Here is a 25,713-nt window from a genome sequence, read left to right as displayed (position 1 = left end):
TCTAACTCATTTGCTGTAAGGCAGCTTGGGCTCCGCGCAAGATGCGTTTACGATTAAATAAAATTTGGCGGCGCTGGCCTCCCATTTGGCGCCACAATACAGCAGAGCGAACCCCTGCGAGTAACAATGCTCGAACTTTTGCCTGATTTGAAGCTTGTCCGAGGTGCGCAGGGTTCCCTGCGACTTGAATACGTGGTGCTAGTGGACTGATAATGTCCACGTAGGCACTGGCTAAACTGGATAAAATTTGGTGATGCTCGAACTCTAGATGGGCTAATTGTCGTTGCACGTTACCAATACGCTGTCCCAGTTCAGACATTGCTTGAGGATTTTTGGCAAGTTTGCGCTCAAAACCCAATAAGCTGGCAATGTAACGAGTGAGCTCTGCGTCTTTCTGTGCTCCTCGAGTGTTGAGCTGATAAACCAGTGTGGTGTAGCCAATTTTTAAGTTTGATAATTGGCCGTACACTTGTTGTGGGTGTTCTGGTTCAGTAACACAAATACTTGAGATGCTGGCCTGAAACGCCGTATCATCACATTGACCTTTGCGGGCAACGGCTTGCACCAAGGTAGCCGCCTGGCATACTCCGGCAAGGGCGAGGGTGGCTTCTATTGCTTCACTCATTAACGTATATAACTCTCGATGATGCCACCTCCTAAGCACACGTCGCCTTGGTAAAATACAGCGGATTGTCCCGGTGTCACGGCTTTTTGTGGCTCATCAAAGATGACGTTTACGCAATCGCTATCAGTTGGTTCAACCACACAATTGATGTCGTGTTGGCGATATCGTGTTTTGACAGTCATGCGCGTTGGTTCGGTTAAGGCATTACGATCTACCCAATGCAATTGGTTCGCAATGAGACCTTTGGAGAATAAGCGCGGATGATTCGCACCTTGACCCACGATGAGGGTATTGTTGGGCACGTCTTTGTCCACCACATACCAAGGCTCATCGCCGTGTTCTTTGGTGCCGCCAATGAGTAATCCTTTGCGCTGACCTAAAGTGTGATACATCAACCCTTGATGTTCACCGATGGACTCACCTTCTGCTGTCACAATAGGGCCTGGTTGCGCAGGCAGATATTGTGCTAAAAAGTCTTTGAATTTGCGCTCACCGATAAAGCAGATCCCGGTTGAGTCTTTTTTATCATATGTCACCAGCCCTTGCGCTTCTGCGATGCGTCGCACTTCTGGTTTTTCTAAATGCCCGATTGGAAATAGGGTTTTACGGACGTGCTCATGACTCAAGGTATACAAAAAATAACTTTGGTCTTTGTTTTGATCCAACCCTCTGATCATTTGAGTATCGCCGTCGATGTCGCGACGTTGCACATAATGACCTGTGGCGATGTAATCCGCGCCTAAATCTTCAGCGGCGTATTCCAAAAAGGCTTTGAACTTAATTTCTTTGTTGCACATGATATCGGGGTTTGGGGTGCGACCCGCTTTGTATTCTTGTAAAAAATACTCAAATACATTATCCCAATATTCGGCAGCAAAATTAATCGTGTGCAGCTCAATGCCTAATTTATCAGCAACCGCTTGAGCATCCGCTAAATCTTCAGCTGCGGCACAGTACTCGTCGTTGTCATCTTCTTCCCAGTTTTTCATGAAGACGCCTTCGACCTGATAACCGGCCTCTTTGAGCAAAAATGCAGACACTGAGGAGTCGACACCGCCTGACATGCCGATGATGACTTTGGTGTTTTCAGGAGATGGTAGAGCTTCGTTTTGAGAAGTGTTCTGCATGTCAGTTAACGTAATTACTATGGTCGTTTTAAACGGTGATAGTTTAGCATTTTTTTGTCAGTGAATCACCGGCTTAATGATCGAATATTTGATATTGACCGTGTTCAACTGTGTCAATTGTCCAGCTGCCAATACGGTAGCGAATCAAACGTAATGTAGGATGGCCCACTGCGGCCGTCATCCGCCGGACTTGGCGATTACGTCCTTCTTTTAAGACGATTTTTATCCATGACGTTGGGATGGATTTGCGATCTCGAATTGGCGGGTGTCGTTCCCAGACATTTGGAGCAGCCATTGCGCTGACTTTTGCAGGCAGTGTGAGACCATCTTTTAATTGAACGCCCGACGATAGTTGCTCGATTGCTTGAGAGCCAATCTCACCTTCTACTTGAACCCAATATTCTTTGCTCATTTTTTTCTTTGGATGAGTAATGCGATGTTGCAAAGCACCATCATCGGTGAGTACCAATAATCCTTCACTATCGCGATCAAGGCGACCAGCAGCGTAGACATTGGGTACATCAATAAAATCTTTTAATGTACGCTTGCCAGGCTGAGGGGAAAATTGGCACAGCACATCAAAGGGTTTGTTAAACAACACAATCATACTTTGGATAAGTTTATTATCGAATGAAACAAGTTCTATTGTACCGATTTATAAAATATGTGCCATGCACTTCACAAATATTGTTCGGGGCATAAAAAAACAGACATTTGCCTGCTTTTTTTGCTCGACTCAACCCAACCAAGTTTCTATCGTTCAGAATCCTGATCTAAGGCAATGTTTTCTGCATGCAAGCCTTTCGGCCCTTGTGCGACATCAAAAGTGACTTCCTGTCCTGCTTTTAAAGAACGGTATCCATCCATCTTTATTGTTGAATAATGAGCAAATATATCTTCACCACCGCCTTCGGGTACGATGAAGCCGAAACCTTTAGCGTTGTTAAACCACTTTACTTTGCCAAGCGCCATACCCCTGTTCCTCTATGCCTTTTCTTTGATGTGATTGAATGCCTCCACTATGACTATAAAAACGACTTAATATGATATAGGATAGTGCCAAGGTTGAGCGAAAACATCTGCAAAGCCAGTAAAATTCCGCAAAACCTACCTTAAAAGTAGTCAGTGGACTTGCGTTATGTCAAGTTTGTGAACGAATAAAAAATTATTTTCTCATTAATAGATGAAAAACTGTCGATAGGTATTATATTAAAGGTATGAGTAAAGATAATACGACCATCTTAGACGGCGACAAACTGCTCGAGGACGAGCGTCAGAAGACCCAACCGCCGCCGATGTACAAAGTCATTCTAAACAATGACGATTACACACCGATGGACTTTGTAGTTAGCGTTTTGGTCAAATTTTTTCGAATGAACACAGAACAAGCTAATCAAATCATGCTCACAGTACATTATCGCGGTAAAGCCGTATGTGGGGTTTTTACTGCCGAGATTGCAGAGACCAAAGTCATGCAAGTTAACGAATATGCACGTAAACATCAGCATCCACTGATGTGTACAATGGAACGCGCATAATCATATTGCGTAAGCAAAAGAGGTAGCATTTTATATGTTAAACAAAGATCTGGAACAAACGCTCAACGAGGCATTTATCTTCGCGCGTCAACATCGCCACGAGTTTATGACGGTTGAACACTTGTTGTTAGCGTTGTTGGATAATCCAGCAGCGTTAGAGGCTTTGAAAGCCTGTGGTGCTGATTTGGATACCATCAAACAAGAACTGACTGATTTTGTCAAAGACACCACGCCTCTGATGTTAGACGATGCCGAGAATGAGCGCGAAACTCAGCCGACATTAGGCTTTCAACGCGTATTGCAACGCGCAGTGTTCCACGTTCAATCCTCAGGTAAAGGAGAAGTGACTGGTGCTAATGTATTGGTTGCGATTTTTAGCGAACAAGAATCTCAAGCTGTTTACATATTAAAGAAATCAGACGTCACGCGATTGGATGTGGTCAATTTTATTTCCCACGGTGTTACTAAGAAAGATGAAGAGCCATCCATCAATGAGCCACAAACAGAAGCTGTTGAGGGCGATGAAGATTCCTCGATGCTCTCGAAGTACACGACAAACCTGAACTCAACCGCAAGAGAAGGCAAGATTGACCCTTTAATTGGTCGCGATCATGAAGTAGAACGCACCATTCAGATCTTGTGCCGTCGTCGTAAAAATAACCCTTTGCTAGTTGGCGAGGCCGGCGTCGGTAAAACCGCCATCGCCGAAGGTTTGGCGTATCGTATTGTCAATGAAGATGTGCCTGAAGTGATGCAAGCGGCAACCGTTTATTCTCTTGATTTAGGGGGGCTGTTAGCCGGTACCAAATATCGCGGAGATTTTGAAAAACGCCTCAAAGGTATTTTAAAAGAGCTGACAGCGGATGAGAATGCCATTTTATTTATCGATGAGATCCATACCATTATCGGTGCAGGGGCTGCCTCAGGTGGGGTGATGGACGCATCGAACCTACTCAAGCCCAAACTTTCCAGCGGCGAGCTGCGTTGTGTTGGATCGACTACCTATCAAGAATATCAAAGCATTTTCGAGAAAGACCGCGCCTTGGCGAGACGTTTCCAGAAAATTGATGTGGTGGAACCAAGCGTTGAAGATACTACGAAGATATTGATGGGGCTCAAATCGCGTTATGAAGAGCACCATAGTGTGAAGTTCACACAAAAAGCCCTTAAAGCGGCTGCAGAATTATCCGCCAAGTACATTAATGACAGACATTTGCCAGATAAAGCCATTGACGTCATGGACGAAGCCGGGGCAAGTTTGCGCTTAATGCCGGAAGACAAACGTCCTTCTGAGATTACTGATTTAGAAATTGAAAAAATCATTGCCAAAATCGCTCGGATCCCTGAAAAATCGGTTTCCGCATCCGATATGGAAGTGCTCAAAAACCTTGAACGCAACCTCAAGATGGTGGTGTTTGGTCAAGATAATGCGATTACTACGTTAACCGATGCAATTCACTTGTCTCGTTCGGGGTTAGGCAATGAAGCAAAACCAATTGGTTCATTCTTATTTGCTGGTCCAACCGGTGTGGGTAAGACTGAGGTCACGGCTCAGCTTGCCAAAATAATGGGCGTGGAGTTAGTGCGCTTCGATATGTCTGAGTACATGGAACGTCATGCGGTATCACGCTTGATTGGTGCACCTCCCGGTTATGTTGGTTTTGACCAAGGTGGTTTGTTAACGGATGCTGTGATCAAAAACCCATATTCTGTAGTGCTTCTTGATGAAATTGAGAAGGCACACAGCGACATCTACAACATCTTGTTGCAAGTAATGGATCACGGTACCTTAACCGATAATAACGGCCGTAAGGTGGATTTTCGCAATGTCGTCTTAGTCATGACCACCAATGCCGGAGTACAAGCAACTGTTCGTAAATCCATAGGCTTCAAGCAACAAGACCACTCACATGATGCGCTGAGCGAGATCAACAAGGTATTCTCACCAGAATTCCGCAATCGCTTAGATGGCATCATTTGGTTCAATCACTTGACGCAAGATGTCATCTTGCAAGTGGTCGATAAATTCTTAATTGAGCTACAAGCTCAATTAGATACCAAAGGTGTGTCCCTTGAAGTCACGGATAAAGCTCGAGAATGGCTTGCTGAAGAAGGCTATGACAAAGCCATGGGTGCACGCCCGATGGGACGTTTGATTCAAGATAAGCTTAAGAAAGAATTAGCCAATGAATTACTGTTCGGTGGTTTAGCGAACGGCGGTTCAGTTAAGGTTGATCTTAAGAAAAACGAGCTAACGTTTACTTTCAAGCCACAAGAATTGCCAAAGGCAGCGACTACGGTCGAGAAGGAATAAAAAAAGAGGCGTAAGCCTCTTTTTTTTTGGAATCAATATGTTTGCAGCTAACGTGTTTGCAATTAACGTGCGCGGTAAATGATGCGCCCTTTGCTGAGATCGTATGGCGTAATTTCGACGGTAACTTTGTCACCGGTTAAGATACGAATGTAGTTTTTACGCATCTTGCCTGAAATGTGGGCAGTCACAACGTGTCCGTTTTCTAATTCAACACGAAACATAGTGTTTGGCAGTGTATCTAACACTGTGCCTTCCATTTCAATACAATCTTCTTTTGCCATCTAGTTTAGAAACCTTTATTTGCTCAAAAATAACGCGCAGAAGATACAGAAAACTCACTCATATGTAAAGTAATACTTTCGTTAATTTAGCGCTTGAGAGATTCATCAGACCAATATTCACCATTAAACCACTCATAGCCGGAGTATTGTGTTTTGTAATTCATTTTGTCGCATTCGTTGATGTAATAACCCAAATACAGATAAGGCAGTTCGAGCTGTTGTGCTTGAGCGATCTGTGCCAAAATCATGTAACCACCCAAAGAGCGTTTTTCTAACTCAGGAGCAAAAAAGGTATAAAATGCGGATAATCCGTTTGCCACTTCGTCCGTAATCGCGACAGCCACTAGGCGATTGTCCAACCACGCTTCCAAAAAGTAAGGCTGGCGCCATGCGCATTGATTGAATGTCAAGAAGCTGTTCAAATCAGGAGGATACATACTACCATCATGATGTCTTTCGCTAATATAATCGGCATAGAGTGGGAAATAATCCGTTAGGTTGATGTTTTCGCTGGCACGCCAGAGCATATTTAAGTCTTTATTTTTGTTGATGAGCCTTTTTTGGCTGCGCGAAGGAGTGTATTTGGCCAGATTAATTCTGATAGCTTTACACTCATTACAGCGAGCACAGTGCGGGCGATACATTTGCTCGCCACTGCGGCGAAAGCCAGCTTGGATAAGCTTATCATAAACCAGACCTTCTTGAGCTTCGCCTACATGCACCAATAGGCGCTCTTCCCTGTCGGGGAGGTAACTACAAGGGAAATGTGACGTGAGGCCAAACTTCATAATACATTCCAATAGGCTAGGGGGACTGGGGCTAACTCACGAGGCTGCCAAATATCATCAGAATATGGCGTAGTGTAAGCGTGTTGTAGTCGCTGTCGAAACTCTTCACGAGTAACAGCAAAACAGCCAAAGCTTTTTAAATATGGATTTTCCAGTTGGCAGTCGATAAAGTGGATCCCTTGTGTTTGACAAAACTGAACTAAACTCACAAAAGCAAGTTTAGACGCATTTGTGCGTTTGTGAAACATAGATTCTCCACAAAATACATTACCAATACAGACACCATATAAGCCTCCGACTAGCTGATTGCCCTCCCAGACTTCAATGGAATGTGCTGCACCCTCTCGATGCAACGCTTTGTATGCTGATACCATATTGGCATTGATCCAAACACCATTGGTTGATTCAGTGCCATCCTCGTGTTTTATAGGACTGCGCGGGATACTGCTGCAGGCCTTAATGACCTCGTCAAAAGCGTTATTAACGGTTACTCTATATGAGTGTTTGCTTAGCCACTTGCGCAAGGATTTACTGATGTGAAAACGCTCGTACGTGATGATGGCTCTTGGATTTGGTGACCACCACAAAATAGGCTCGCCTTGGCTATACCAAGGAAAAATACCCAAACGATAAGCATTGCGCAGTCTGGCGCACGAAAGATCACCACCAAATGCCAATAAACCATTGGGTTCTTCTAAGGCAAGCTCCACATCAGGAAAGGCAATATCATGCGGTGTTAATAAAGGGAGTTCAATCATAATAAAAAGGCAGCGAAGCGCTGCCTTAGTGTGGTTTAGTCGTCTAGCGCGTCGAGGAATTTCTCAGCGTCTAGTGCCGCCATACAGCCTGTTCCAGCGGAGGTTATCGCTTGGCGATAAATGTGGTCAGAGACATCGCCCGCAGCAAATACACCCGGTACACTGGTTTGAGTTGCGTTTCCTTCGGTACCTGATTTGACGGTAATATAGCCGTCTTTCATATCCAATTGGCCTTCAAAGATACTCGTGTTAGGTTGATGACCGATAGCGATAAATAAACCCATTACTTCGACTTCTTCGGTTGCATCAGACTGTGTATCCTTGATGCGGATACCCGTCACGCCCATGTCATCACCAAGGACTTCGTCTAACGTGCGGTTGTAATGTAAGACCACATTACCGTTTTTGGCTTTGTCTAACAGACGGTCGGCGAGGATTTTTTCGCTGCGGAAGCTATCACGACGGTGTATCACATGTACTTCTGAAGCAATATTCGAAAGATACAGCGCTTCTTCAACAGCTGTATTACCACCGCCGACCACCGCGACTTTCTGATTGCGATAGAAGAAACCGTCGCATGTGGCACATGCTGAAACTCCTTTACCCATGAATGCAGTCTCTGACTCTAGGCCGAGATATTTGGCCGACGCACCGGTAGCAATGATCAATGCATCACAAGTATAAGTGCCGGCATCACCTGTTAGCGTAAAGGGACGCTTAGAAAAATCAGTGGTGTGAATGTGGTCGAAAATAATCTCCGTATCAAATTTTTCAGCGTGTTGTTGCATCCGCACCATCAAATCTGGACCTGTAAGGCCTTCTGGATCACCCGGCCAGTTTTCAACCTCTGTGGTGGTGGTCAGTTGGCCACCTTGTTGCATACCGGTTAACAATACTGGATTGAGATTTGCACGAGCGGCATAGACAGCTGCAGCGTATCCAGCTGGTCCTGAACCCAAAATTAGCAGTTTAACGTGTCTTGCTTCTGACATTGATATCTCCAGTCTAGGCGCAAAGCCTTGGTAAATGTAATTACTAGTTTATATTGTGCTAAACTTTAAAGATTCAACTAGTAATTATCGAACTTCGCATAAATATTCTGCGTATATTAACGTAATTGAATTTTTTTAGTAGAATTTGCTTAATTGCTAACCACAATTGAGGTATTACATGTCAGTATCCCTTGCCACTATGGTAAAAGACGGTCATCAATACATGAAAACTTGGCCTATGCGCAAAGAGTTATTTGCGATCTTTCCCGAGTGTCGCGTCATCAGTGCGACGCAGTTCGGTTATAAAGTATTACCTGGATTAGGCATCTTTTCGTTTGTGCTATTGGTGAATAATCACGGTATGAGTTTTTTGCCACAAGCGCTGGCCATGGCTGGGTTGTTTTTTAGTCTGCCCTTACAAGGTCAACTGTGGCTCGGTCATCGTGCCAATCAACCACTGCCGCCAGCCATGCAAGCTTGGCACGGGGAGATTGTGGCCAAAATGCGCCAAGCTGGTGTCACCATCGCGCAACCTAAACAACCGCCTAGATATAAAGAGTTAGCAAAAACCCTCAAAACCGCGTTTGAAAGCCTGGACAAATCATTTACTGAGCGTTGGTTTTGAGATAAAAATCCATTCAGACTGACCCACAAAAAAGCCCAACCTATGTTGGGCTTTTGCTATCAAAACGCCTTTTATGTTATCTGAGTTCACAGTCTAGACACATGGCATACGTCGCTTTCGGATCATTCAGTCGAGAGAACGTCGAGATATCACGCGCAATCTGACCAAACAAGCCTAACAATGGGCTGTTCGAATCAATCATTTGTGTTTGCACTAATTTGATGGTGGCGTTTTGTAACAACTCACGAATAAACTGTTCTTTAGGCGAAAGAGTGCGTTCAATGTACTTAACTTGATAATCCTCGAGCCCAGCTAATTCAGCGGCGGCTGTGATGCCTTCTTCCAAGCCACCTAACGCATCGACTAAACCCAACTCAAGCGCCGTTTCACCGATCCACACGCGACCTTGCGCAATCGAATCAACCTGTTCAAGGGTCATATTTCGGTTGTCAGCAACGAGGGTAATAAATTGCTCGTAACCGCGCTCAATAGAGCGTTGAATGATTTGCTCTAGGCTTTCAGGTAGGGTTTTAGACAACGATGAAAAGCCCAGCTCAGTGGTGGAAACACCATCGGTATATACGCCCAAATGCGCCAGTGAGTCTTCATAAGTCATTAGCATGCCAAAGATTCCAATTGAACCGGTGATGGTTGCAGGAGAGGCGATGATTTTATCCGCGCTCGCCGAGATCCAGTAACCGCCTGATGCAGCATAGGTGCTCATGACTGCAACGACAGGCTTGCCAGCATTTTTGAGTTCAATCACTTCTTGACGAATAATCTCCGAAGCAAAGGCGCTGCCTCCTGGGGAATCGACGTGCAAGACTACTGCTTTGACGTTCTCATTGTTACGTGCTTTGCGCAATAAACGTGCGGTGGATTCACCACCGATGGTACCAGAGGGCTGATTGCCATCTAATATTGTGCCTTTAGCCACAACGACGGCAATACCGTCTTTGGTAAATTCTTGTGGCAGTGGGAAGTCAATGACGCGCATGTAACTCGCAAATGAAATTCCCTTAAATGAACTGTCTTTGTCATCTTTACCGACCAAGTCAATCATTTCAGCTCGGATTTGTTCACGAGTTTTGAGTGCATCCACCCAGCCATTGTCTAATGCATATCGGGCAAAGTCACCGTTAGCGGCTTCAAATTTGGTCATGAAAGCGGCAGCCGTTTCATCAAAACTGGCAATATCGATGCCGCGTGCATTGGCAATGTCTTCTTTCATTTGTTGCCAATAGCTACCCATCCAAGCTTCATTCGCTTCTTTTGCCTCTGGTGACATATCGTTGCGCAAATACGGCTCAATGGCAGATTTATACGTTCCCACTTTGAAAACATGAGTATTGATTTTGAGCTTTTCTAGTGCTTCTTTGTAGTACATACGCTGTCGCGTTAAGCCGTCGAATAACACCGCACCTTCCGGATTCAGGTAAATTTTGTCTGCATGCGCGGCTAGGTAATACTGTACTTGGCCATAGATATCGCCGCGTGCAATCACTGGTTTGCCAGAGGTTTTAAAATCCTTTAAAGCAGCCGCGACAACACGAAGCTTATCCAAGCCTGCCCCACGTAACCCATCAAAATCCAACAGCAACGCACTGATGCGGCGATCTTCTTTGGCGTTTTCAATGGCTTTTACGACATCGCGAACCAGAATTTCGTTGGGACCAGAGCCGCCACCAAAAGCTTCATTGGCAAACTCATCAAACGGATCGACTGATGTTTTTTGAATCACCAAATTACCAGATAAATTTAATACCAAAGCGCCACCTTGAGGGACTTTGATCTCATCTTTACCCGAATTGGCAATCGCCATAATGAAGAAAATAAGCAGAAGAATAAAAATCAGATTAAATACTAACTTCCGCGAGAAGTTGAGGACATTCCAAATCCCGACAAACAAAGATTTGGTCAATGACTGGTTTGCTGCCATGCTTAAATACACCTTTTATATTGTCTCAAAGTACATCCTAGAGAGACGAGGGTAAATCTGCTACTGCAAATTTGTAATTTTTTGTAACGCATTGGTCACAAAGTGCAAAATTTTTTACAAAAACACTTTGTGTTTAGCCTGTTTACGGGTACATTTTGCTTGTTTTTTTCTTCATACAAATGAGGTACTCATGGATGCTTTAGATTTGTTGTTAAACCGAGTTTCACAGCCTAAACTCACGGCTCCAGCTCCAGAAGGGGATGCGTTAGAAAATATCAAGCAAGCAGCATTGCGCGCACCCGATCACCTTGGTCTTAAACCGTGGCGTTTTATTGTTTGCACAGGCAGGGGGCTCAATAAATTAGGGGATTTGTTACAAGAATCTGCGATTGCTGAAGATAAAGATGAGCAAAGTATTGCGCGAGCCATTCAGTTGCCATTACGTGCGCCTATGGTCATTATTGCCTATACCCAGTATGTGGAACATGACAAAGTGCCAATGGTGGAGCAGGTATGCTCAACGGCTTGTGCTGTGCATTCAATGCAAATGGCGGCTCAAGCACAAGGTTTTGCTGGGATTTGGCGCACTGGAAGTTATGCTCAATCAAATTATATGAAAAAATCATTAGGTCTCAGTGAGGATGATGAAATCGTCGGGTTTTTATATCTTGGTACATCCAACCTGAAACCCATGCCCAAACCAACGTTAGAGAGTGGCGATTACTTTACCCATTGGGAATGACCGTATAAGTGCCGCAGCTCGGTGCTGCGGCTCAGTATCCCAGTCTAATGTCGCTCCTCAACCTCAAAGTACAGTCCAGCATGTTCAATCAGGCGTTTAATCAGAGCCTCTCCCATCGCAGGAGCAGGTGTATATACACCTCCTAACGTAGCCAAATTATCATGAGCCAGACATAAAGCCGCTTCAGTCAGCATACGTGAAGTCGAACCATAGCCTGGGTCAAGGTGTCCACCAACGCTGACTCTCACTTCATGCTCATCCAGAGTACCGATGAATAATACATCATAAGAGCCATTTTCTCGTTCCTCTTGAGTCGGGCCTTCACCCGGTTTTGGGGCGTCAGGGCCTGATAAACTTTTATCGTTGGCGATATGGTTGGCAATTTTTTCCCCTTGCTCACCAGGACCGGTCAAAATCATTTCGTCATACACAAAATCTTTGCCGTAGTAATGGTCGAGTAGGGCGTTAGAGCGATGTATATTTTTGGTATTAATGCTGGCCATGATAAACGGCGCGACCCAAGAGTTAAGCGCCTCATCAAAATGGATCTCATTCCCTTTGGGTTGATCTGGGCCAACAAAACCACCCGCGAGACTAAATGGGTCTTTGAGCCAACCGAGCAACTCTGGTTGTTGCATTGCTGCGGCCATGGTTGCTTGAAGGCTCGCGGCAGTGCCACCACTAAATTTGCCGTTCATCTTGCGCACACGACATTTGACACTCGGCATAGGCTTGTTGAAATATTGCCATGCTAAATCTTGTAAAAAGAACACCCCTAAATCAAAGGGGATTGAATCAAATCCGCACGAATGGACAATCCGAGCACCACTTTCTTTGGCAGTTTGAGAAAGGGTATCAATTTGCTGGCGCATCCAAGTTGGCTCACCACACAGATCGACATAATCAGTGCCCATTTCTGCGCATAAACGAATGAGTACATCCCCATAAAGCTGATAGGGTCCTACAGTGGTGAGGATGACTTTGGTACTGGTCACCAGCGGCAGCAGAGCTTGTGGATCTTGACTGTCAGCGACCAGTACGTCGATGTGTTCAGCAAGGTTTAAGGTGGATTTGGTGTGGGTGAGTTTCGCCTCGTCACGGCCGGCAATGGCCCACTGAACATCACTATTGGCGTAGTGGTCACGCAAATATTCACAGACTAATCGGCCAGTGTATCCAGTGGCGCCAAAGACAATTATGTCGAATTGCTTTTCCATTAATGTCTCCTTATTTTTAAGGAGACATCATAACGGATAATGAAGGAGATGTTAATTATTTGTTAACGCTGAGGGTGGTGGTTAATTCACAGTGACGATTTTGCACGTGTTGGTGGCACCGATGGTTTCCATGGTATCGCCATAAGTGAAGATGAATTTATCTCCTTCAGCAAGATAACCATAAGCCTTTAATGCATTCACAACATCTTGCGTGATTTGACCAGGGCGTGATTGCGTCGAATCAAAAAACACAGGTTTAACGCCTCGGTACAATGCCATAGCATTAAGAGTTGTAGCGTGACGAGACAAACCAATAATGGGTAGGTTAGTCGTGATGCGTGACATGAGCTTAGTGCTGTTACCCGACTCGGTTAAGCCAACAATGGCTTTGATATTAAAATGATGATTAGCAGCATAAACTGCAGCCATTGCTACGGTTTCTGATATGGATTCAAATTTTTCATCCATGCGGTGTTTAGATTCGTTCACGCTTGGGTGCGTTTCTGCGCCAATACATACGCGAGCCATGGCTTCAACGGTTTCAATTGGAAATTTGCCCGCGGCCGTTTCAGCAGATAACATGACTGCATCGGTACCATCTAACACGGCATTGGCGACGTCCATCACTTCGGCTCGGGTCGGAAGTGGCGCTTCAATCATCGACTCCATCATTTGCGTAGCGGTGATCACTATTTTGTTTAATTGTCTGGAGCGAGCGATCAGTTTTTTTTGTACGCCAACCAGTTCGGCATCGCCGATTTCAACACCCAAATCACCACGTGCAACCATCACTGCATCGGAAGCAAGAATGATGTCATCAATGGCCTCGTCCGTTGCAACGGTTTCAGCACGCTCAACTTTGGCACAAATTTGTGCGTTACATCCTGCAGCACGAGCAAGTTCTCTTGCGTATTCTAGATCCGCACCAGAGCGAGGGAAGGATACGGCTAAATAATCTACGCCAATTTGCGCCGCAGTCTTGATGTCTTCTTTGTCTTTATCTGTTAACGCCGCCGCAGAAAGGCCACCACCTTGTTTGTTGATGCCTTTGTTGTTTGACAACTTTCCAGCAACCGATACCGTTGTGTAAATGGCGCTACCATCAATTCGATCAACAATTAATTGGACTCGTCCATCATCCAGTAATAACACATCACCTGGCACTACGTCATTGGGTAAGTCTTTGTAATCAATGCCTACTGAGTGTTGATCACCTGCATCTTTATCTAAACTAGCATCAAGTACAAATGCATCGCCAATATTCAAATAGATAGGACCGCCTTTAAAGCGTGCTACACGAATCTTAGGTCCTTGCAAATCGCCAAGAATACCAACGTACTTATTGAGCTTTTTGGCTGCAGCTCGAACCCGTGCTGCTCGTTCAATGTGGTCTTGAGCAGTGCCATGCGAAAAGTTCATGCGCACAACATTGGCGCCAGCGGCGATGAGTTTTTCTAATATCTCTTGAGAATCAGTGGCAGGGCCGAGAGTGGCAAGAATTTTGGTGCGACGATTTAGTATCATGTAAGAGTCCGTATTGTGTCTGTCGTGAATATCGTATGATAGCTCATTTATATTGTAATTATATTACAGATTTTCAAATATTCACTAAAAATGTGGTTTTTTTACGTAATTTTATTACTATCCGTGCGCATTTGAACAATTGTTGATCATTTAATCGAAAAACGAGAGTCTTTCAATGATTCTTTAACGCGTTTTAAATTTTCTCTGAATCGATTGCCACGTCTCAAAGTAAAGCCAGTGGCTAGGATATCAATTAAGGTAAGTTGCGCAATGCGAGACGCCATGGGCATATACATATCGGTATCTTCGGCAACATCCAATGAAAGAACGTAATTACATTCACGGCCAAGTGGGGAGTCTTTTGCGGTAATACCTACGACAACAGCGTGATTGCTTCGTGCGATTTGTGCAATTTCAACTAATGATTTTGTGCGCCCAGTGTGAGAAATCAACACCACTACATCGCCATCCGTCGAGTTCATCGTCGACATGCGCTGCATGACAATATCTTCGAAATACACGACCGGGACATTGAAACGGAAAAATTTATTCAAGGCATCTTGTGCAACAGATGCGGAAGCTCCAAGACCAAAAAATGAAATCTTATTGGCTTGTGTTAACAGGTCTACTACCCGGTTAATAGCATTGATATCAACCGACTGACGAGCGGTTTCCAGAGCTGCCATGGTTGACTCAAAAATCTTGTTCGTATATTCAGCTGGTCCATCATTTTCATCAACGTTGCGATTGACATAAGGCGTTCCGCTGGCGAGGCTTTGAGCTAGATGCAGTTTAAAATCGGGGAAGCCTTTAGTATCGAGTCTACGGCAAAAACGGTTGACTGTAGGCTCACTGACATTGGCAAGGTTTGCCAGTGTCGCAATAGATGAATGAATGGCATTTTTTGGGTTATCTAAAATGACTTGAGCCACTTTTTTTTCGCTTTTACTAAACGCGTCAAAGTGTCGGGTGATTTGTTCTAAAATATTCATACTAATGGGTGTCTCTTTTGCATGAGTAACAATATACCTGTATTTCTATACAAGATGTATTGTTTTTGCACAAAATTACAGTAAAACTTTCAGTATTATCGCATTAAAGTGATATTTTTTGCATTATCACAGTGTAAAAGTTGTAATTTTACTACAAAATTGAGTACACTTAACCTTAATACATTAGAAGAATGCAATTGTGTTGTGTTCATTGAAAAGGCATAAAAACGTGATTAAACCTTCGTTCGACCCTTGTGATTTTGTCCTCTTTGGCACAGTGGGAGATCTCGCTCGTCGCAAGTTGCTTCCCTCACTGTATCAGCTAGAGAAAGCTGATTTGATTCATCCTGAAACTAAATTTATCGGTGTGGCCCGTCAACCCTTGGCGCAGACAGAATACGTTGCCATTGTTCGAGAAAATTTAGAAAAATTTTTGGGCGAGACGATTTGTGAAGTCACGTGGTCTCGCTTTTCTAAAAAGCTCAGTTACCTGTGTATTAATATGCTTGAGCCGTCTGATTATGAGCAGTTTACTCCTTTGGTAAATGAAGCGCGAACTATGGTGTGTTATTTTGCGACGCCTCCTTCTATTTTCGGTGATATTTGCGCAGGTTTAAAACATGCTAATGCCATTGATGATTCAATGCGGGTTGTGCTAGAAAAACCCATTGGACATGACTTGGCAACCTCTAAAGTCATTAACGAAACAGTAGCAGAATATTTTAAAGAAAAACAAATCTATCGCATCGACCATTATCTTGGCAAAGAGACAGTTTTAAATTTGATTTCGTTGCGTTTTGCGAACTCTATTTTTACAAACAACTGGGATCACAACAGTATTGATCATGTTCAAATCAGTGTGGCTGAGTCCGTTGGTATTGAAGGGCGTTGGGGGTACTTTGACGATGCTGGGCAAATGCGTGATATGGTGCAAAACCACTTATTACAAATCCTGTCACTTGTGGCGATGGAGCCACCGGCAACTTTAGATGCGGATGATATTCGTGACGAAAAACTAAAAGTACTCAAAGCGTTATGTCCAATTGACTCCTCTAATATTGATGAGATGACGGTTCGCGGTCAATACGTGGGTGGCTTTGTGAATGGCAAAGAAGTACCAGGGTATTTGGACGAGCCTGATGCGAACCAAAAATCACAAACCGAGACGTTTGTTGCGATCAAAGCGCACATCAATAACTGGCGTTGGGCGGGCGTACCTTTTTATTTAAGAACGGGTAAACGCATGCCGGCGAAGACCTCTGAAGTGGTGATTTACTTCAAACGTCAGCCACATAACTTATTTAAAGATAGCTTTGCGCAATTGCCACCGAATAAATTGGTCATTCGTTTGCAACCGGACGAAGGCGTAGAAATCACCGTTATGAATAAAGTGCCAGGGTTGACCTCATCAGGCTCTATGGATCTGCAAAAAACCCAGCTGAACCTATCTTTTTCTGAGGCTTTTTCGGATGAACGTATCGCTGATGCCTATGAAAAGCTTTTATTGGAAGTCATGCTTGGCAACCAAGCATTATTTGTGCGTCGCGATGAAGTAGAACAGGCTTGGTCATGGGTCGATTCGATCATCGGTGCATGGGCAGCTAAAAATGAACCACCCGAGCCATATCAAGCAGGTACCTGGGGGCCGGTCGAATCCATTGGTTTACTCGCTAAGACTGGTCGAGCGTGGTATCAACAACAAGCTGTCAAAAAAGCAAAAGGAAAATAATTATGGCCCTTGTATCACACGAATTTTCTTCTGCAGAGCAGTTAACCGTTGAATTCGCCATCACTATTACAGAGCTTCTAAATCAAGCCATTGCAGAAAAAGGCCAAGCAACACTTGTGGTCAGTGGTGGTCGTACCCCGGTTGCCTTGTTTCAGACACTGGCTCAAACCGAGTTGGATTGGAGTAAGGTGGTTATTACCTTAGCGGATGACCGATGGGTGGATGTAAACGATGATGCGAGCAACGACAAACTTGTGCGCACGTACTTGTTACAAAGCTACGCAGCCGCGGCCACATTTATTACGTTAAAGCATGATTTTGCCAATGCTGAAGATGCAGTAGCCTCATGTGAAGCTGCACTGGATAATGTGCAGTTACCCTTTGATGTGGTGATATTGGGAATGGGTGAAGATGGTCATACGGCTTCGTTATTTCCATGTTCAGAACAAATCGAGCAAGGTTTAGATCTCAATTCACAAGCTAAATACATTGCGGTACAGCCTACCACGGCGCCTCATCAACGTATGTCGCTGACCCTACCGGCGATTTTAGCAGCTAAAAATATATTTTTACATTTAGTCGGTGAATCCAAAAAGGACACGATTGCCAAGGCGTTACAAAGCACGGAATTGGCGATGCCAATTAGTGCGGTAATTAATCGCGCAACCGTTAACCTTATGTGGGCACCATAGGAGTAGGGACCAATGAACCAAATTATTCAAGAAGTCACCGAACGCATTATCGAGCGTTCCAAGCAAACTCGAGCAGATTACCTTGCCAAAATAGCCGTAGCACGTCGTCAAGGCCCACACCGTGGTGCGTTGTCATGTGGTAATTTGGCGCATGGTTTTGCCGCATGTGGTAAACAAGAAAAAGCTGATTTAACCTCAATGGTCAAAGCGAACATTGCGATTTGTTCCTCTTACAATGACATGTTATCTGCACATCAGCCTTATGAAAACTACCCGGCAATCATAAAAGATGCGATTAAGAATGTGGGCTCGGTGGCGCAATTTGCTGGTGGCGTACCGGCCATGTGTGATGGCGTTACTCAAGGTAATGCCGGTATGGACTTGTCATTGTTGTCCCGCGACGTCATTGCGCAATCGACTGCTGTAGCCTTATCACACAACATGTTTGATGGCGCGATGATGCTCGGGATATGTGACAAGATTGTCCCTGGTATGTTAATAGGAAGCTTATCTTTTGGTCATCTACCAACGGTATTCGTACCGGCTGGCCCTATGCCTTCTGGCTTACCAAACAAAGAAAAGGCCCGGGTGCGTCAAGCTTACGCTGAAGGTAAAGCGGGTCGTGAAGAGCTGTTAAGAGCTGAGAGTGAATCGTATCACTCAGCAGGTACTTGTACCTTCTATGGTACGGCCAACTCAAACCAACTAGTGGTTGAGATAATGGGCCTACATTTACCGGGTTCCTCCTTCGTCAATCCAGGCACCCCTTTGCGCGATGCTTTGACCCGTGCAGCAGGTGTGCAAGCCACTCGCATTACTGATTTAGGCGATAATTACCGCCCAATCGGTGAGCTAGTGGATGCTAAAGCCGTGGTCAATGGTTTGGTAGGATTGTTGGCAACAGGTGGTTCTACAAATCACACCATGCATTTAGTGGCAGTAGCAAGAGCAGCTGGTTTTATTGTGAACTGGGATGATTTTTCTGATTTGTCTCGTGCAACACCATTATTGACTCGTATTTATCCTAACGGTCATGCGGACATCAATCACTTTGTTGCGGCCGGCGGTATGTCATTACTTATCAAAGAGCTGTTGGACGCGGGTTTACTTCACAATGATGTCAAAACAATTTGTTCTGATAACCTTGAAATGTACACCAAAGAGCCTGTGTTGCGTGACGGTGAACTAGAGTGGGTCGAAGGACCTTCTAAATCCTTAGACAAAGAGGTGGTTGCATCGGTTGCCGTGCCATTTAAACCCGATGGCGGTTTATCTGTATTATCAGGAAACTTAGGTCGTGCGGTCATCAAAACCTCTGCATTGCGCTCTCCAGAGTGCAAACTGACGTTACCTGCGGTTGTATTTGAAGATCAATTTGAATTAGATGCCGCGTTCCAAGCCGGTGATCTAGACAAAGACTGTGTTGTGGTGGTGCGTTTCCAAGGTCCAGCCGCGATTGGTATGCCTGAATTACATCGCTTAACGCCACCGCTAGGTGTGTTGCAAGACCGTGGCTACAAAGTCGCATTGGTCACAGATGGTCGCATGTCTGGTGCGTCAGGTAAGGTACCAGCTGCCATTCATGTTACACCAGAAGCATACAAGGGAGGCTTACTGGCAAAAGTTCACAACGGCGATATGATTGAAATTGACACCACTACCGGCTCTTTGTCTTTGTTAGTGGATGCCGATGAACTTACCAAGCGAGACGCGCAACCAGCTAATCTAGCTAAACATCATGTTGGCATGGGACGTGAAATGTTTGCTGGTATGCGTTTATCAATTTCTGGCGCTGAGGAAGGCGCATGTACGTTATTTGTCGAGCAAGGAGCAACACACAATGGCTAACAAGATTGGCAATTTGGGGCATAAGCTGATCGCAGATGTCGGCGGAACGAATATTCGTCTGGCAACCGTTACTGATAACGGCATAGCTGATATTGAGAAATATCAGTGTATTGAGTTTGTAAGCATTCAAGCTGCGATAGAGCACTACTTTGCAGAGCACAAAGATAAAACCTTTACTTCTGCGTGTATCGCTATTGCAGGGCCGGTCAATCAGGAAGTGATCAAATTCTCTAATAACGATTGGGAGTTTACGGCGTCAGGATTGCAAAATAATCTTGGTCTTCAACATTTATTTGTTATTAATGACTTTACAGCAGTCGCTCATTCGCTACCTGTATTAAATGATGAGCAAATCATCCAAATTGGCGCAGGTGCACCAATTGAAAATGGCAACATCGCGGTATTTGGTCCAGGCACAGGTTTGGGTGTTGAGCACATCACGCAAACTACAAGTGGCTGGCAAACCCTTGATGGAGAAGGCGGTCATGTCGATTTTGCTCCTGTGGATGAAACCGATGTCGTCATCTGGCGTTACTTACAAGCCCAATATGGACGAGCTTCAGCTGAAGAGGTCATGTCAGGACGCGGTATTGTGAACATCTACAAAGCACTTGCTCAGGCTGAAGGCGTTGAGCCTATTTACAATGAAGCGGCTTTGATCACTGAAAGTGCGCTCAATAAACAATGCGCAATTTGCGAAAAAGCCTTAGCACAATTTTGCGCCATCATGGGCAGTTTTGCAGGTAACTTAGCGATGAATTTAGCTACGACCGGTGGTGTGTTTATTGGCGGTGGCATTGCTTCGCGGTTTGTAGAATTTTTACAAAAAAGTGACTTTCGGTCACGCTTTGAAGCCAAGGGACAAATGGCTCATTACATAAAAGATATCCCTACGTACTTAATTAACGAACCCGATCACGGGTTATTGGGTGCCGCTGCGTACCTTAATCAACATGTAAGGAATGCCTAATGAGTCAGTCATGGCAATACTCAGTACAAGACGTGTTCGCAACATCACCTGTTGTTCCTGTGCTTGTGATCAAAAAATTAGAACACGCAGTGCCATTAGCCAAAGCATTGATTGCTGGCGGGATTAATATTTTGGAAGTGACGTTGCGTACTCCTGTGGCTCTAGAGGCCATTGAATTGATCGCAAAAGAATTACCGGATGCGATGATTGGCGCGGGTACCGTAACCAATGCAGAACAGTTACAACAAGTGACCGATGCGGGCGCTAAATTTGCGATCAGCCCAGGTATGACTGCAGAGTTATTAGCTGCTGGTAAAGCAGGACCAATTGCGCTGATCCCAGGTATTTCCTCTACCTCTGATTTGATGCGCGCTCGCGATGCTGGATATACCCATCTAAAGTTTTTCCCAGCAGAAGCGGTGGGTGGTGTAAAAGCCATTAAATCGATTGCAGGTCCGTTCCCAGATATGGTGTTCTGCCCAACAGGTGGGATCAGTTTATCTAACTATCACGATTATTTGGCCTTACCTAATATTCATTGCGTGGGAGGCTCATGGCTTGCACCGGATGCGTTGATGGATGCCGGTGATTGGGATGCGATTACCCAACTTGCTAAAGAAGCGGTGGAAGGAGCAAACGCCGTCGCGTAAAAGTCAGTTAGTTTAGTTCGCAAGACTTCATTAACGCACATTATTAAGGAATAGTGTGCGTTTTTTTGTGCTTTAAAATATCAGTCAATCGACTGTATTAGCTCATGGGTGTTTCCAGGAATTAACTCAAATCCTTGGGTAAGAGCAGTTTCGATACAGACAAACTGTCGATACTCTTTATCAGCTAAATCCGCGAGTGCTTTTGCTTTAGCAGCGCCAGGGTTCCATACGACAAGTGAGTCATGCCCTCTGTGCTTTATTGTGATAGGGGAATCGCTTACGATTTTGGTTGATGGCGCTGGCAGCAAATGGACACGGTCAACTTCATCGTTAATTAGATAGGGATTTTCGCCAAAATCATGTCGTGTAGTGGTATTGTTATCAATATATTGATGTGCTTGCTCAAAACCCTCAAGTTCAATATCTACGATATCTGGAATTGCAAAATACGTATGCAATGCACCGGTGAGCGCAATTGGTTTTGCACTGGAATTGGATGATATTAAGCGTATCTCTAGCACTTCACCCAATGTGATTTTGATTGAGCAAGATAACCCTGATGGCCACAACGGATGATGTGTATCAGATGGTACTAGAGTGACAGACGACTCTTCAGCACTGTAAGTTTGCGCAATAATATCCCATGGTTGATTTCGCACTAAGCCATGCGCTATTTTGTGCGAAGCGATATCAGCATGTAGCTGACCAAACCATGGCCAGCAAATCGGTACTCCGCCTCGAATCGCTTTGGTGCCATCCATTACAGCTTGCTGCGAAACAAACAAACGCTCCAATCCATTGCGCACATAAGAGGTGAGGTGTGCGCCATGCAGCGCAATTTGGCAACTGGCCGATGAGGTCCGTAAGGTGAGAGTATTCATGTGTTGTTGAGTCCTTTTTGAGTATTCTCTAAAGAATAGTGCACAAGACAAAAAAAGCCCAGTAGGAACTGGGCTTGTAAGGAGGGAGAAACAAATTATTTTTGGATGTGAGCCACTAAGTCTAATACTTTGTTTGAGTAACCCACTTCGTTGTCGTACCAAGCTACCAATTTGACAAAAGTGTCAGTCAAGGCAATACCTGCCGACGCATCAAAGATGGAGGTGTGCTTGTCACCGATAAAGTCATTTGATACAACAGCATCTTCGGTGTAATCCAGAATACCTTTAAGAGGGCCTTCGGCAGCTTCTTTAATCGTTGCACAGATTTGCTCATAAGAAGCAGGGCGTTCAAGATTCACAGTCAAATCAACGACAGAAACATCCGGTGTTGGCACGCGGAACGCCATACCTGTCAACTTGCCATTCAATGCTGGAATGACTTTACCCACAGCTTTGGCCGCGCCAGTAGATGATGGGATGATATTCTGACCGGCACCACGACCACCACGCCAATCTTTGGCAGATGGTCCATCAACTGTTTTTTGTGTAGCCGTTGTTGCATGCACAGTGGTCATCAAACCGTCTTTAATACCGAAATTGTCGTTGATGACCTTAGCAAGAGGTGCAAGACAGTTAGTTGTACATGATGCGTTTGATACAATGGTTTCGCCTGCATAACTCTCGTGATTGACCCCCATCACGAACATCGGTGTATCGTCTTTTGATGGGGCTGACATGACGACTTTTTTGGCACCCGCTTCTAAGTGGGCTTGAGCTTTGTCAGCGGTTAAGAATATACCAGTTGCTTCGACTACAACATCTACGCCAATTTCATCCCAAGCTAACTCAGTAGGATTGGTTTTGTTCGTCACACGAACGAATCGACCGTTCACCAATAAACCACCGTCAGTGACTTCAACATTGCCGTCAAAACGACCATGAGTAGAATCGTATTTGAACATGTAGGCGATATAGTCCAGATCTAATAGGTCATTAATACCTACTACTTCGATATTGTCACGTTCAACCGCTGCGCGCATAACCAAGCGACCGATACGGCCAAAACCATTGATACCTACTTTAATTGTCATAACGACCTCTAATCTTATCGAAAAAACACAAAATGAAATAAATTTACATAAATTATAGGGTTGAAACGGACTTTTAGCAAGTTTTTATCAGTAAAATGTAGTTTTATTACAGAAAAAGTGTAAACTTCTCATCAATGCAATCGTATTCATTTTTAATGTGACCACTAAGTCATAATAATGCAGGGTCACTATAACCTAGTCTGGAATTCTTATGTCGCAAACACCCATTGATGCGCTCGTCAAAATGCGAGGCATTGAAACGCAATTTATTGATGCGTATGGCAAACCCACATCGGTTGCCGCAGGAACTAAGGAAAAGATCTTAGGTGTCATGGGGTATGATATCGAGAAAGAAGATCACTTAGTTCAACAAATCAATGAGCAAGTTTCAGATGCATGGATGACGCCACTTGATCCGGTCAAAGTGTTGCGTCATTCCTCCGAAAAATTGATTGCACTGCGTTTACCTATTTCTTTGGTGAATACGCCATTATCACTGAAAGTCATTACTGAAACGGGCGCTGATCTTTTACAAAATCTTATTGCGACGGAGCATACCTTGATCAACGCTGCGGATATTGAAGATTCCGAATACCAAGAATTTGCAATCGATTTAGAGTTTGAAGTACCAGACGGCTATCATACACTTCAACTCATGCATGATACGCAAGTATTGGCAGAGGCGCGTTTAATCATGGCACCGGATGCGTGCTATACCCCAGCAAAAATAGCTCAAGGCCATAAAGTTTGGGGGTTGAGTGTTCAATTGTACTGTGTGCGCAGCGAACGCAACTGGGGCATGGGTGATTTTACTGACCTACAGGCTTTACTGCGCAATGCTGCGCAGCAGGGAGCAGATTTTATTGGGTTAAATCCGATTCATGCGCTCTATCCAAATGAACCTGACTCATGTTCGCCATATAGCCCATCATCGCGAAAGTGGCTCAATCATTTGTACATTGATGTTACTGCGGTCCCTGAGTATCAATCTCCCGTAATTCAAGCCATGGTCAGCGATGGGCAATTTCAGGCAAAATTACAACATACCCGAGCAGTTGAATATGTTGATTACAAGGCGGTCGCCGAGCTAAAAATGCCCGTGCTCAATGCCTTGTACCAAGAATATATTAAAGGGGATACCAGAGAACTGGATGCGTTTATTACACAAGGCGGAGAAAGTCTTGCAGCCCTAGCTACGTATGATGCACTACAAGAATATTTACGCCAAGCGGGCAAGGACAGTTGGGGATGGCCAGTTTTCCCTGAAGAGTATCAAACTTATCAAAATGACGCTGTGGCAGAGTTTGCTCAATCACATGCCGAACGCGTGCGTTTTTATGGTTATTTACAATACCTAGCGGCTCAACAATTCGCAGCTGCCAGTGCAGTTGCTTCAGAATTAAACCTCACCATAGGTATCTATCGCGATTTGGCTGTTGGTGTAAGTGAGGGCAGTGCTGAAATTTGGGCTGCCAAAGACTTGTATGTGACGCAAGCAAGTATCGGTGCGCCACCTGATATCCTTGGCCCATTGGGTCAGAATTGGGGCTTGCCACCGATGGATCCTGAAGTGCTTTATCAACAGGGCTATCAACCTATCATCGATTTGTTCTCTGCCAATATGGCCAATTCAGGTGCGTTGCGCATTGACCATGCCATGGCGCTACTGAGGTTGTGGTGGGTTGTCAAAGGTGACTCCGCAGACAAAGGTGGATATGTCTATTATCCAGTGGATGATCTGCTTGGCATTTTGGCACTTGAATCACACCGCCATCAAACGCTTATTATTGGCGAAGACTTGGGGACAGTGCCAGAGGAAATACGAGATAAATTAGCGTCTAATGGCGTGTATTCTTATCGTGTCTTTTTCTTCGAACAAGCAGAAGATGGAGGGTTTTATTCTCCCGCACATTATCCTGTGCAATCCATGGCGACCTTGACCATTCATGACTTCCCAACCTTGATTGGTTATTGGCATTGCAATGATTTGGAATTGGGTAAAGAACTTGGTTTATATCCAACAGAAGAGATTTTGCAGCCTTTGTACGCATCGCGTCATGAGAATAAGCAGCAAATTTTAAATACCCTGCATGGCCATGGCTCAATACCTAATGAAGTAGGGCACGATGTCAATTATGTCGGCATGACCCAAGCTTTGAATTACGGAATGCAGGTGCATATGGCCAAGGGCAGTTCAGCATTATTATCGTTACAATTGGAAGATTGGTTGCAAATGGACAAGCCAGTCAATATCCCTGGCACTTTTAACGAATATCCAAATTGGCGTCGTAAGTTGTCGCAGAACTTGGAAGATATTTTTAGTAATCGTGATATATTGGATTTGTCTGCGCGTATTTCTCAAGCGCGCATCGACGCCAGTCAAACATAAA

Annotated in this window: 24 protein-coding genes; 10 read left to right on the top strand and 14 right to left on the bottom strand. The window is 44.7% G+C overall.

Annotated elements, in window-relative coordinates; genetic code table 11:
* Position 1: 1 nt before the first annotated feature.
* From hflD to cspD, 4 genes are all read right to left on the bottom strand, one after another.
* Positions 2 to 625: a high frequency lysogenization protein HflD gene (gene hflD, locus NLG07_RS10680; protein WP_254855435.1), complete on the bottom strand. Its 624-nt coding sequence runs from the start codon at positions 623 to 625 to the stop codon at positions 2 to 4.
* Positions 625 to 1,752 (bottom strand): tRNA 2-thiouridine(34) synthase MnmA, encoded by a 1,128-nt coding sequence (gene mnmA / locus NLG07_RS10675; protein WP_254855434.1) that lies wholly within the window; start codon positions 1,750 to 1,752, stop codon positions 625 to 627. The genes hflD and mnmA overlap by 1 nt, the downstream gene beginning before the upstream one ends.
* Positions 1,753 to 1,825: 73 nt before the next feature.
* Positions 1,826 to 2,359: a pseudouridine synthase gene (locus NLG07_RS10670; RefSeq protein WP_254855433.1), complete on the bottom strand. Its 534-nt coding sequence runs from the start codon at positions 2,357 to 2,359 to the stop codon at positions 1,826 to 1,828.
* 146 nt (positions 2,360 to 2,505) lie between these two features.
* Positions 2,506 to 2,724, bottom strand: a complete 219-nt coding sequence (cspD, locus tag NLG07_RS10665; RefSeq protein WP_254855432.1) for a cold shock domain-containing protein CspD — start codon at positions 2,722 to 2,724, stop codon at positions 2,506 to 2,508.
* Between the two features lie 245 nt (positions 2,725 to 2,969).
* Here cspD and clpS point away from each other — a divergent pair, with 245 nt between their 5' ends.
* Positions 2,970 to 3,290 (top strand): ATP-dependent Clp protease adapter ClpS, encoded by a 321-nt coding sequence (gene clpS / locus NLG07_RS10660; protein WP_254855431.1) that lies wholly within the window; start codon positions 2,970 to 2,972, stop codon positions 3,288 to 3,290.
* 34 nt (positions 3,291 to 3,324) lie between these two features.
* A complete protein-coding gene (gene clpA / locus NLG07_RS10655; RefSeq protein WP_254855430.1) occupies positions 3,325 to 5,604 on the top strand; it encodes an ATP-dependent Clp protease ATP-binding subunit ClpA in 2,280 nt (759 codons plus the stop codon).
* A gap of 62 nt (positions 5,605 to 5,666) precedes the next feature.
* Here the strand turns inward: clpA and infA are convergent, their stop codons facing one another.
* The 4 genes from infA to trxB all read right to left on the bottom strand — a co-directional run bounded on the left by infA (position 5,667) and on the right by trxB (position 8,423).
* Positions 5,667 to 5,885 carry a translation initiation factor IF-1 gene (infA, locus tag NLG07_RS10650; RefSeq protein ID WP_010180309.1) on the bottom strand — a complete coding sequence of 73 codons (219 nt, stop codon included), beginning with the start codon at positions 5,883 to 5,885 and terminating at the stop codon, positions 5,667 to 5,669.
* Between the two features lie 86 nt (positions 5,886 to 5,971).
* Positions 5,972 to 6,673, bottom strand: coding sequence for an arginyltransferase (locus tag NLG07_RS10645; RefSeq protein WP_254855429.1), 702 nt, complete (start codon positions 6,671 to 6,673; stop codon positions 5,972 to 5,974).
* Complete coding sequence (gene aat, locus NLG07_RS10640) at positions 6,670 to 7,431, bottom strand: leucyl/phenylalanyl-tRNA--protein transferase (protein WP_368501254.1); 762 nt, start codon at positions 7,429 to 7,431, stop codon at positions 6,670 to 6,672. Before aat ends, NLG07_RS10645 begins: the two co-directional genes overlap by 4 nt.
* Before the next feature lie 35 nt (positions 7,432 to 7,466).
* Positions 7,467 to 8,423 (bottom strand): thioredoxin-disulfide reductase, encoded by a 957-nt coding sequence (trxB, locus tag NLG07_RS10635; protein ID WP_254855428.1) that lies wholly within the window; start codon positions 8,421 to 8,423, stop codon positions 7,467 to 7,469.
* Between the two features lie 178 nt (positions 8,424 to 8,601).
* Between trxB and yfbV the strand changes: the two genes are divergently transcribed.
* The gene (gene yfbV, locus NLG07_RS10630) at positions 8,602 to 9,048 is read left to right on the top strand and encodes a terminus macrodomain insulation protein YfbV (protein WP_254855427.1); all 447 of its coding nucleotides are present in this window, start codon (positions 8,602 to 8,604) and stop codon (positions 9,046 to 9,048) included.
* A 76-nt stretch (positions 9,049 to 9,124) separates the two neighbouring features.
* On the opposite strand, the gene sppA is transcribed toward yfbV, so the two are convergent.
* Positions 9,125 to 10,987, bottom strand: a complete 1,863-nt coding sequence (gene sppA, locus NLG07_RS10625; protein ID WP_254855425.1) for a signal peptide peptidase SppA — start codon at positions 10,985 to 10,987, stop codon at positions 9,125 to 9,127.
* A 190-nt stretch (positions 10,988 to 11,177) separates the two neighbouring features.
* Between sppA and NLG07_RS10620 the strand changes: the two genes are divergently transcribed.
* On the top strand, positions 11,178 to 11,729 hold the full coding sequence (locus NLG07_RS10620; protein WP_254855424.1) for an NAD(P)H nitroreductase: 552 nt from the start codon (positions 11,178 to 11,180) through the stop codon (positions 11,727 to 11,729).
* A 44-nt stretch (positions 11,730 to 11,773) separates the two neighbouring features.
* Here the strand turns inward: NLG07_RS10620 and NLG07_RS10615 are convergent, their stop codons facing one another.
* The 3 genes from NLG07_RS10615 to NLG07_RS10605 all read right to left on the bottom strand — a co-directional run bounded on the left by NLG07_RS10615 (position 11,774) and on the right by NLG07_RS10605 (position 15,462).
* Positions 11,774 to 12,946 (bottom strand): trans-acting enoyl reductase family protein, encoded by a 1,173-nt coding sequence (locus NLG07_RS10615; protein WP_254855423.1) that lies wholly within the window; start codon positions 12,944 to 12,946, stop codon positions 11,774 to 11,776.
* Between the two features lie 81 nt (positions 12,947 to 13,027).
* Positions 13,028 to 14,470, bottom strand: coding sequence for a pyruvate kinase (pyk, locus tag NLG07_RS10610; protein WP_254855422.1), 1,443 nt, complete (start codon positions 14,468 to 14,470; stop codon positions 13,028 to 13,030).
* Between the two features lie 146 nt (positions 14,471 to 14,616).
* Complete coding sequence (locus tag NLG07_RS10605; protein WP_254855421.1) at positions 14,617 to 15,462, bottom strand: MurR/RpiR family transcriptional regulator; 846 nt, start codon at positions 15,460 to 15,462, stop codon at positions 14,617 to 14,619.
* A gap of 229 nt (positions 15,463 to 15,691) precedes the next feature.
* Between NLG07_RS10605 and zwf the strand changes: the two genes are divergently transcribed.
* Genes zwf through NLG07_RS10580 form a run of 5 tightly spaced genes read left to right on the top strand, consistent with a single transcriptional unit; the run spans position 15,692 to position 21,351 of the window.
* Entirely contained in the window at positions 15,692 to 17,191 is a 1,500-nt protein-coding gene (gene zwf / locus NLG07_RS10600) for a glucose-6-phosphate dehydrogenase (RefSeq protein ID WP_254855420.1), read from the top strand.
* A 2-nt stretch (positions 17,192 to 17,193) separates the two neighbouring features.
* A complete protein-coding gene (pgl, locus tag NLG07_RS10595; protein ID WP_254855419.1) occupies positions 17,194 to 17,883 on the top strand; it encodes a 6-phosphogluconolactonase in 690 nt (229 codons plus the stop codon).
* Positions 17,884 to 17,895: 12 nt separating this feature from the next.
* Positions 17,896 to 19,731, top strand: coding sequence for a phosphogluconate dehydratase (edd, locus tag NLG07_RS10590; protein WP_254855418.1), 1,836 nt, complete (start codon positions 17,896 to 17,898; stop codon positions 19,729 to 19,731).
* A gap of 13 nt (positions 19,732 to 19,744) precedes the next feature.
* A complete protein-coding gene (glk, locus tag NLG07_RS10585) occupies positions 19,745 to 20,701 on the top strand; it encodes a glucokinase (protein WP_254856857.1) in 957 nt (318 codons plus the stop codon).
* Positions 20,701 to 21,351, top strand: a complete 651-nt coding sequence (locus NLG07_RS10580; protein ID WP_254855417.1) for a bifunctional 4-hydroxy-2-oxoglutarate aldolase/2-dehydro-3-deoxy-phosphogluconate aldolase — start codon at positions 20,701 to 20,703, stop codon at positions 21,349 to 21,351. The genes glk and NLG07_RS10580 overlap by 1 nt, the downstream gene beginning before the upstream one ends.
* Before the next feature lie 80 nt (positions 21,352 to 21,431).
* On the opposite strand, the gene NLG07_RS10575 is transcribed toward NLG07_RS10580, so the two are convergent.
* Both NLG07_RS10575 and gap read right to left on the bottom strand, forming a co-directional pair.
* Positions 21,432 to 22,232, bottom strand: a complete 801-nt coding sequence (locus NLG07_RS10575) for a D-hexose-6-phosphate mutarotase (RefSeq protein WP_254855416.1) — start codon at positions 22,230 to 22,232, stop codon at positions 21,432 to 21,434.
* A 95-nt stretch (positions 22,233 to 22,327) separates the two neighbouring features.
* Positions 22,328 to 23,323, bottom strand: a complete 996-nt coding sequence (gap, locus tag NLG07_RS10570; RefSeq protein ID WP_254855415.1) for a type I glyceraldehyde-3-phosphate dehydrogenase — start codon at positions 23,321 to 23,323, stop codon at positions 22,328 to 22,330.
* Positions 23,324 to 23,534: 211 nt separating this feature from the next.
* On the opposite strand from gap, the gene malQ reads away from it, so the two are divergent.
* The gene (gene malQ / locus NLG07_RS10565) at positions 23,535 to 25,712 is read left to right on the top strand and encodes a 4-alpha-glucanotransferase (protein WP_254855414.1); all 2,178 of its coding nucleotides are present in this window, start codon (positions 23,535 to 23,537) and stop codon (positions 25,710 to 25,712) included.
* The last annotated feature ends 1 nt before the right edge of the window (position 25,713 follow it).

This window comes from Alteromonas sp. LMIT006 (assembly GCF_024300645.1).
GTDB classification, from domain to species: Bacteria; Pseudomonadota; Gammaproteobacteria; order Enterobacterales; family Alteromonadaceae; genus Opacimonas; species Opacimonas immobilis.
The sequence above is the reverse complement of the archived record's forward strand: the minus strand, read 5'-3'. Positions and strand labels throughout refer to the sequence as shown.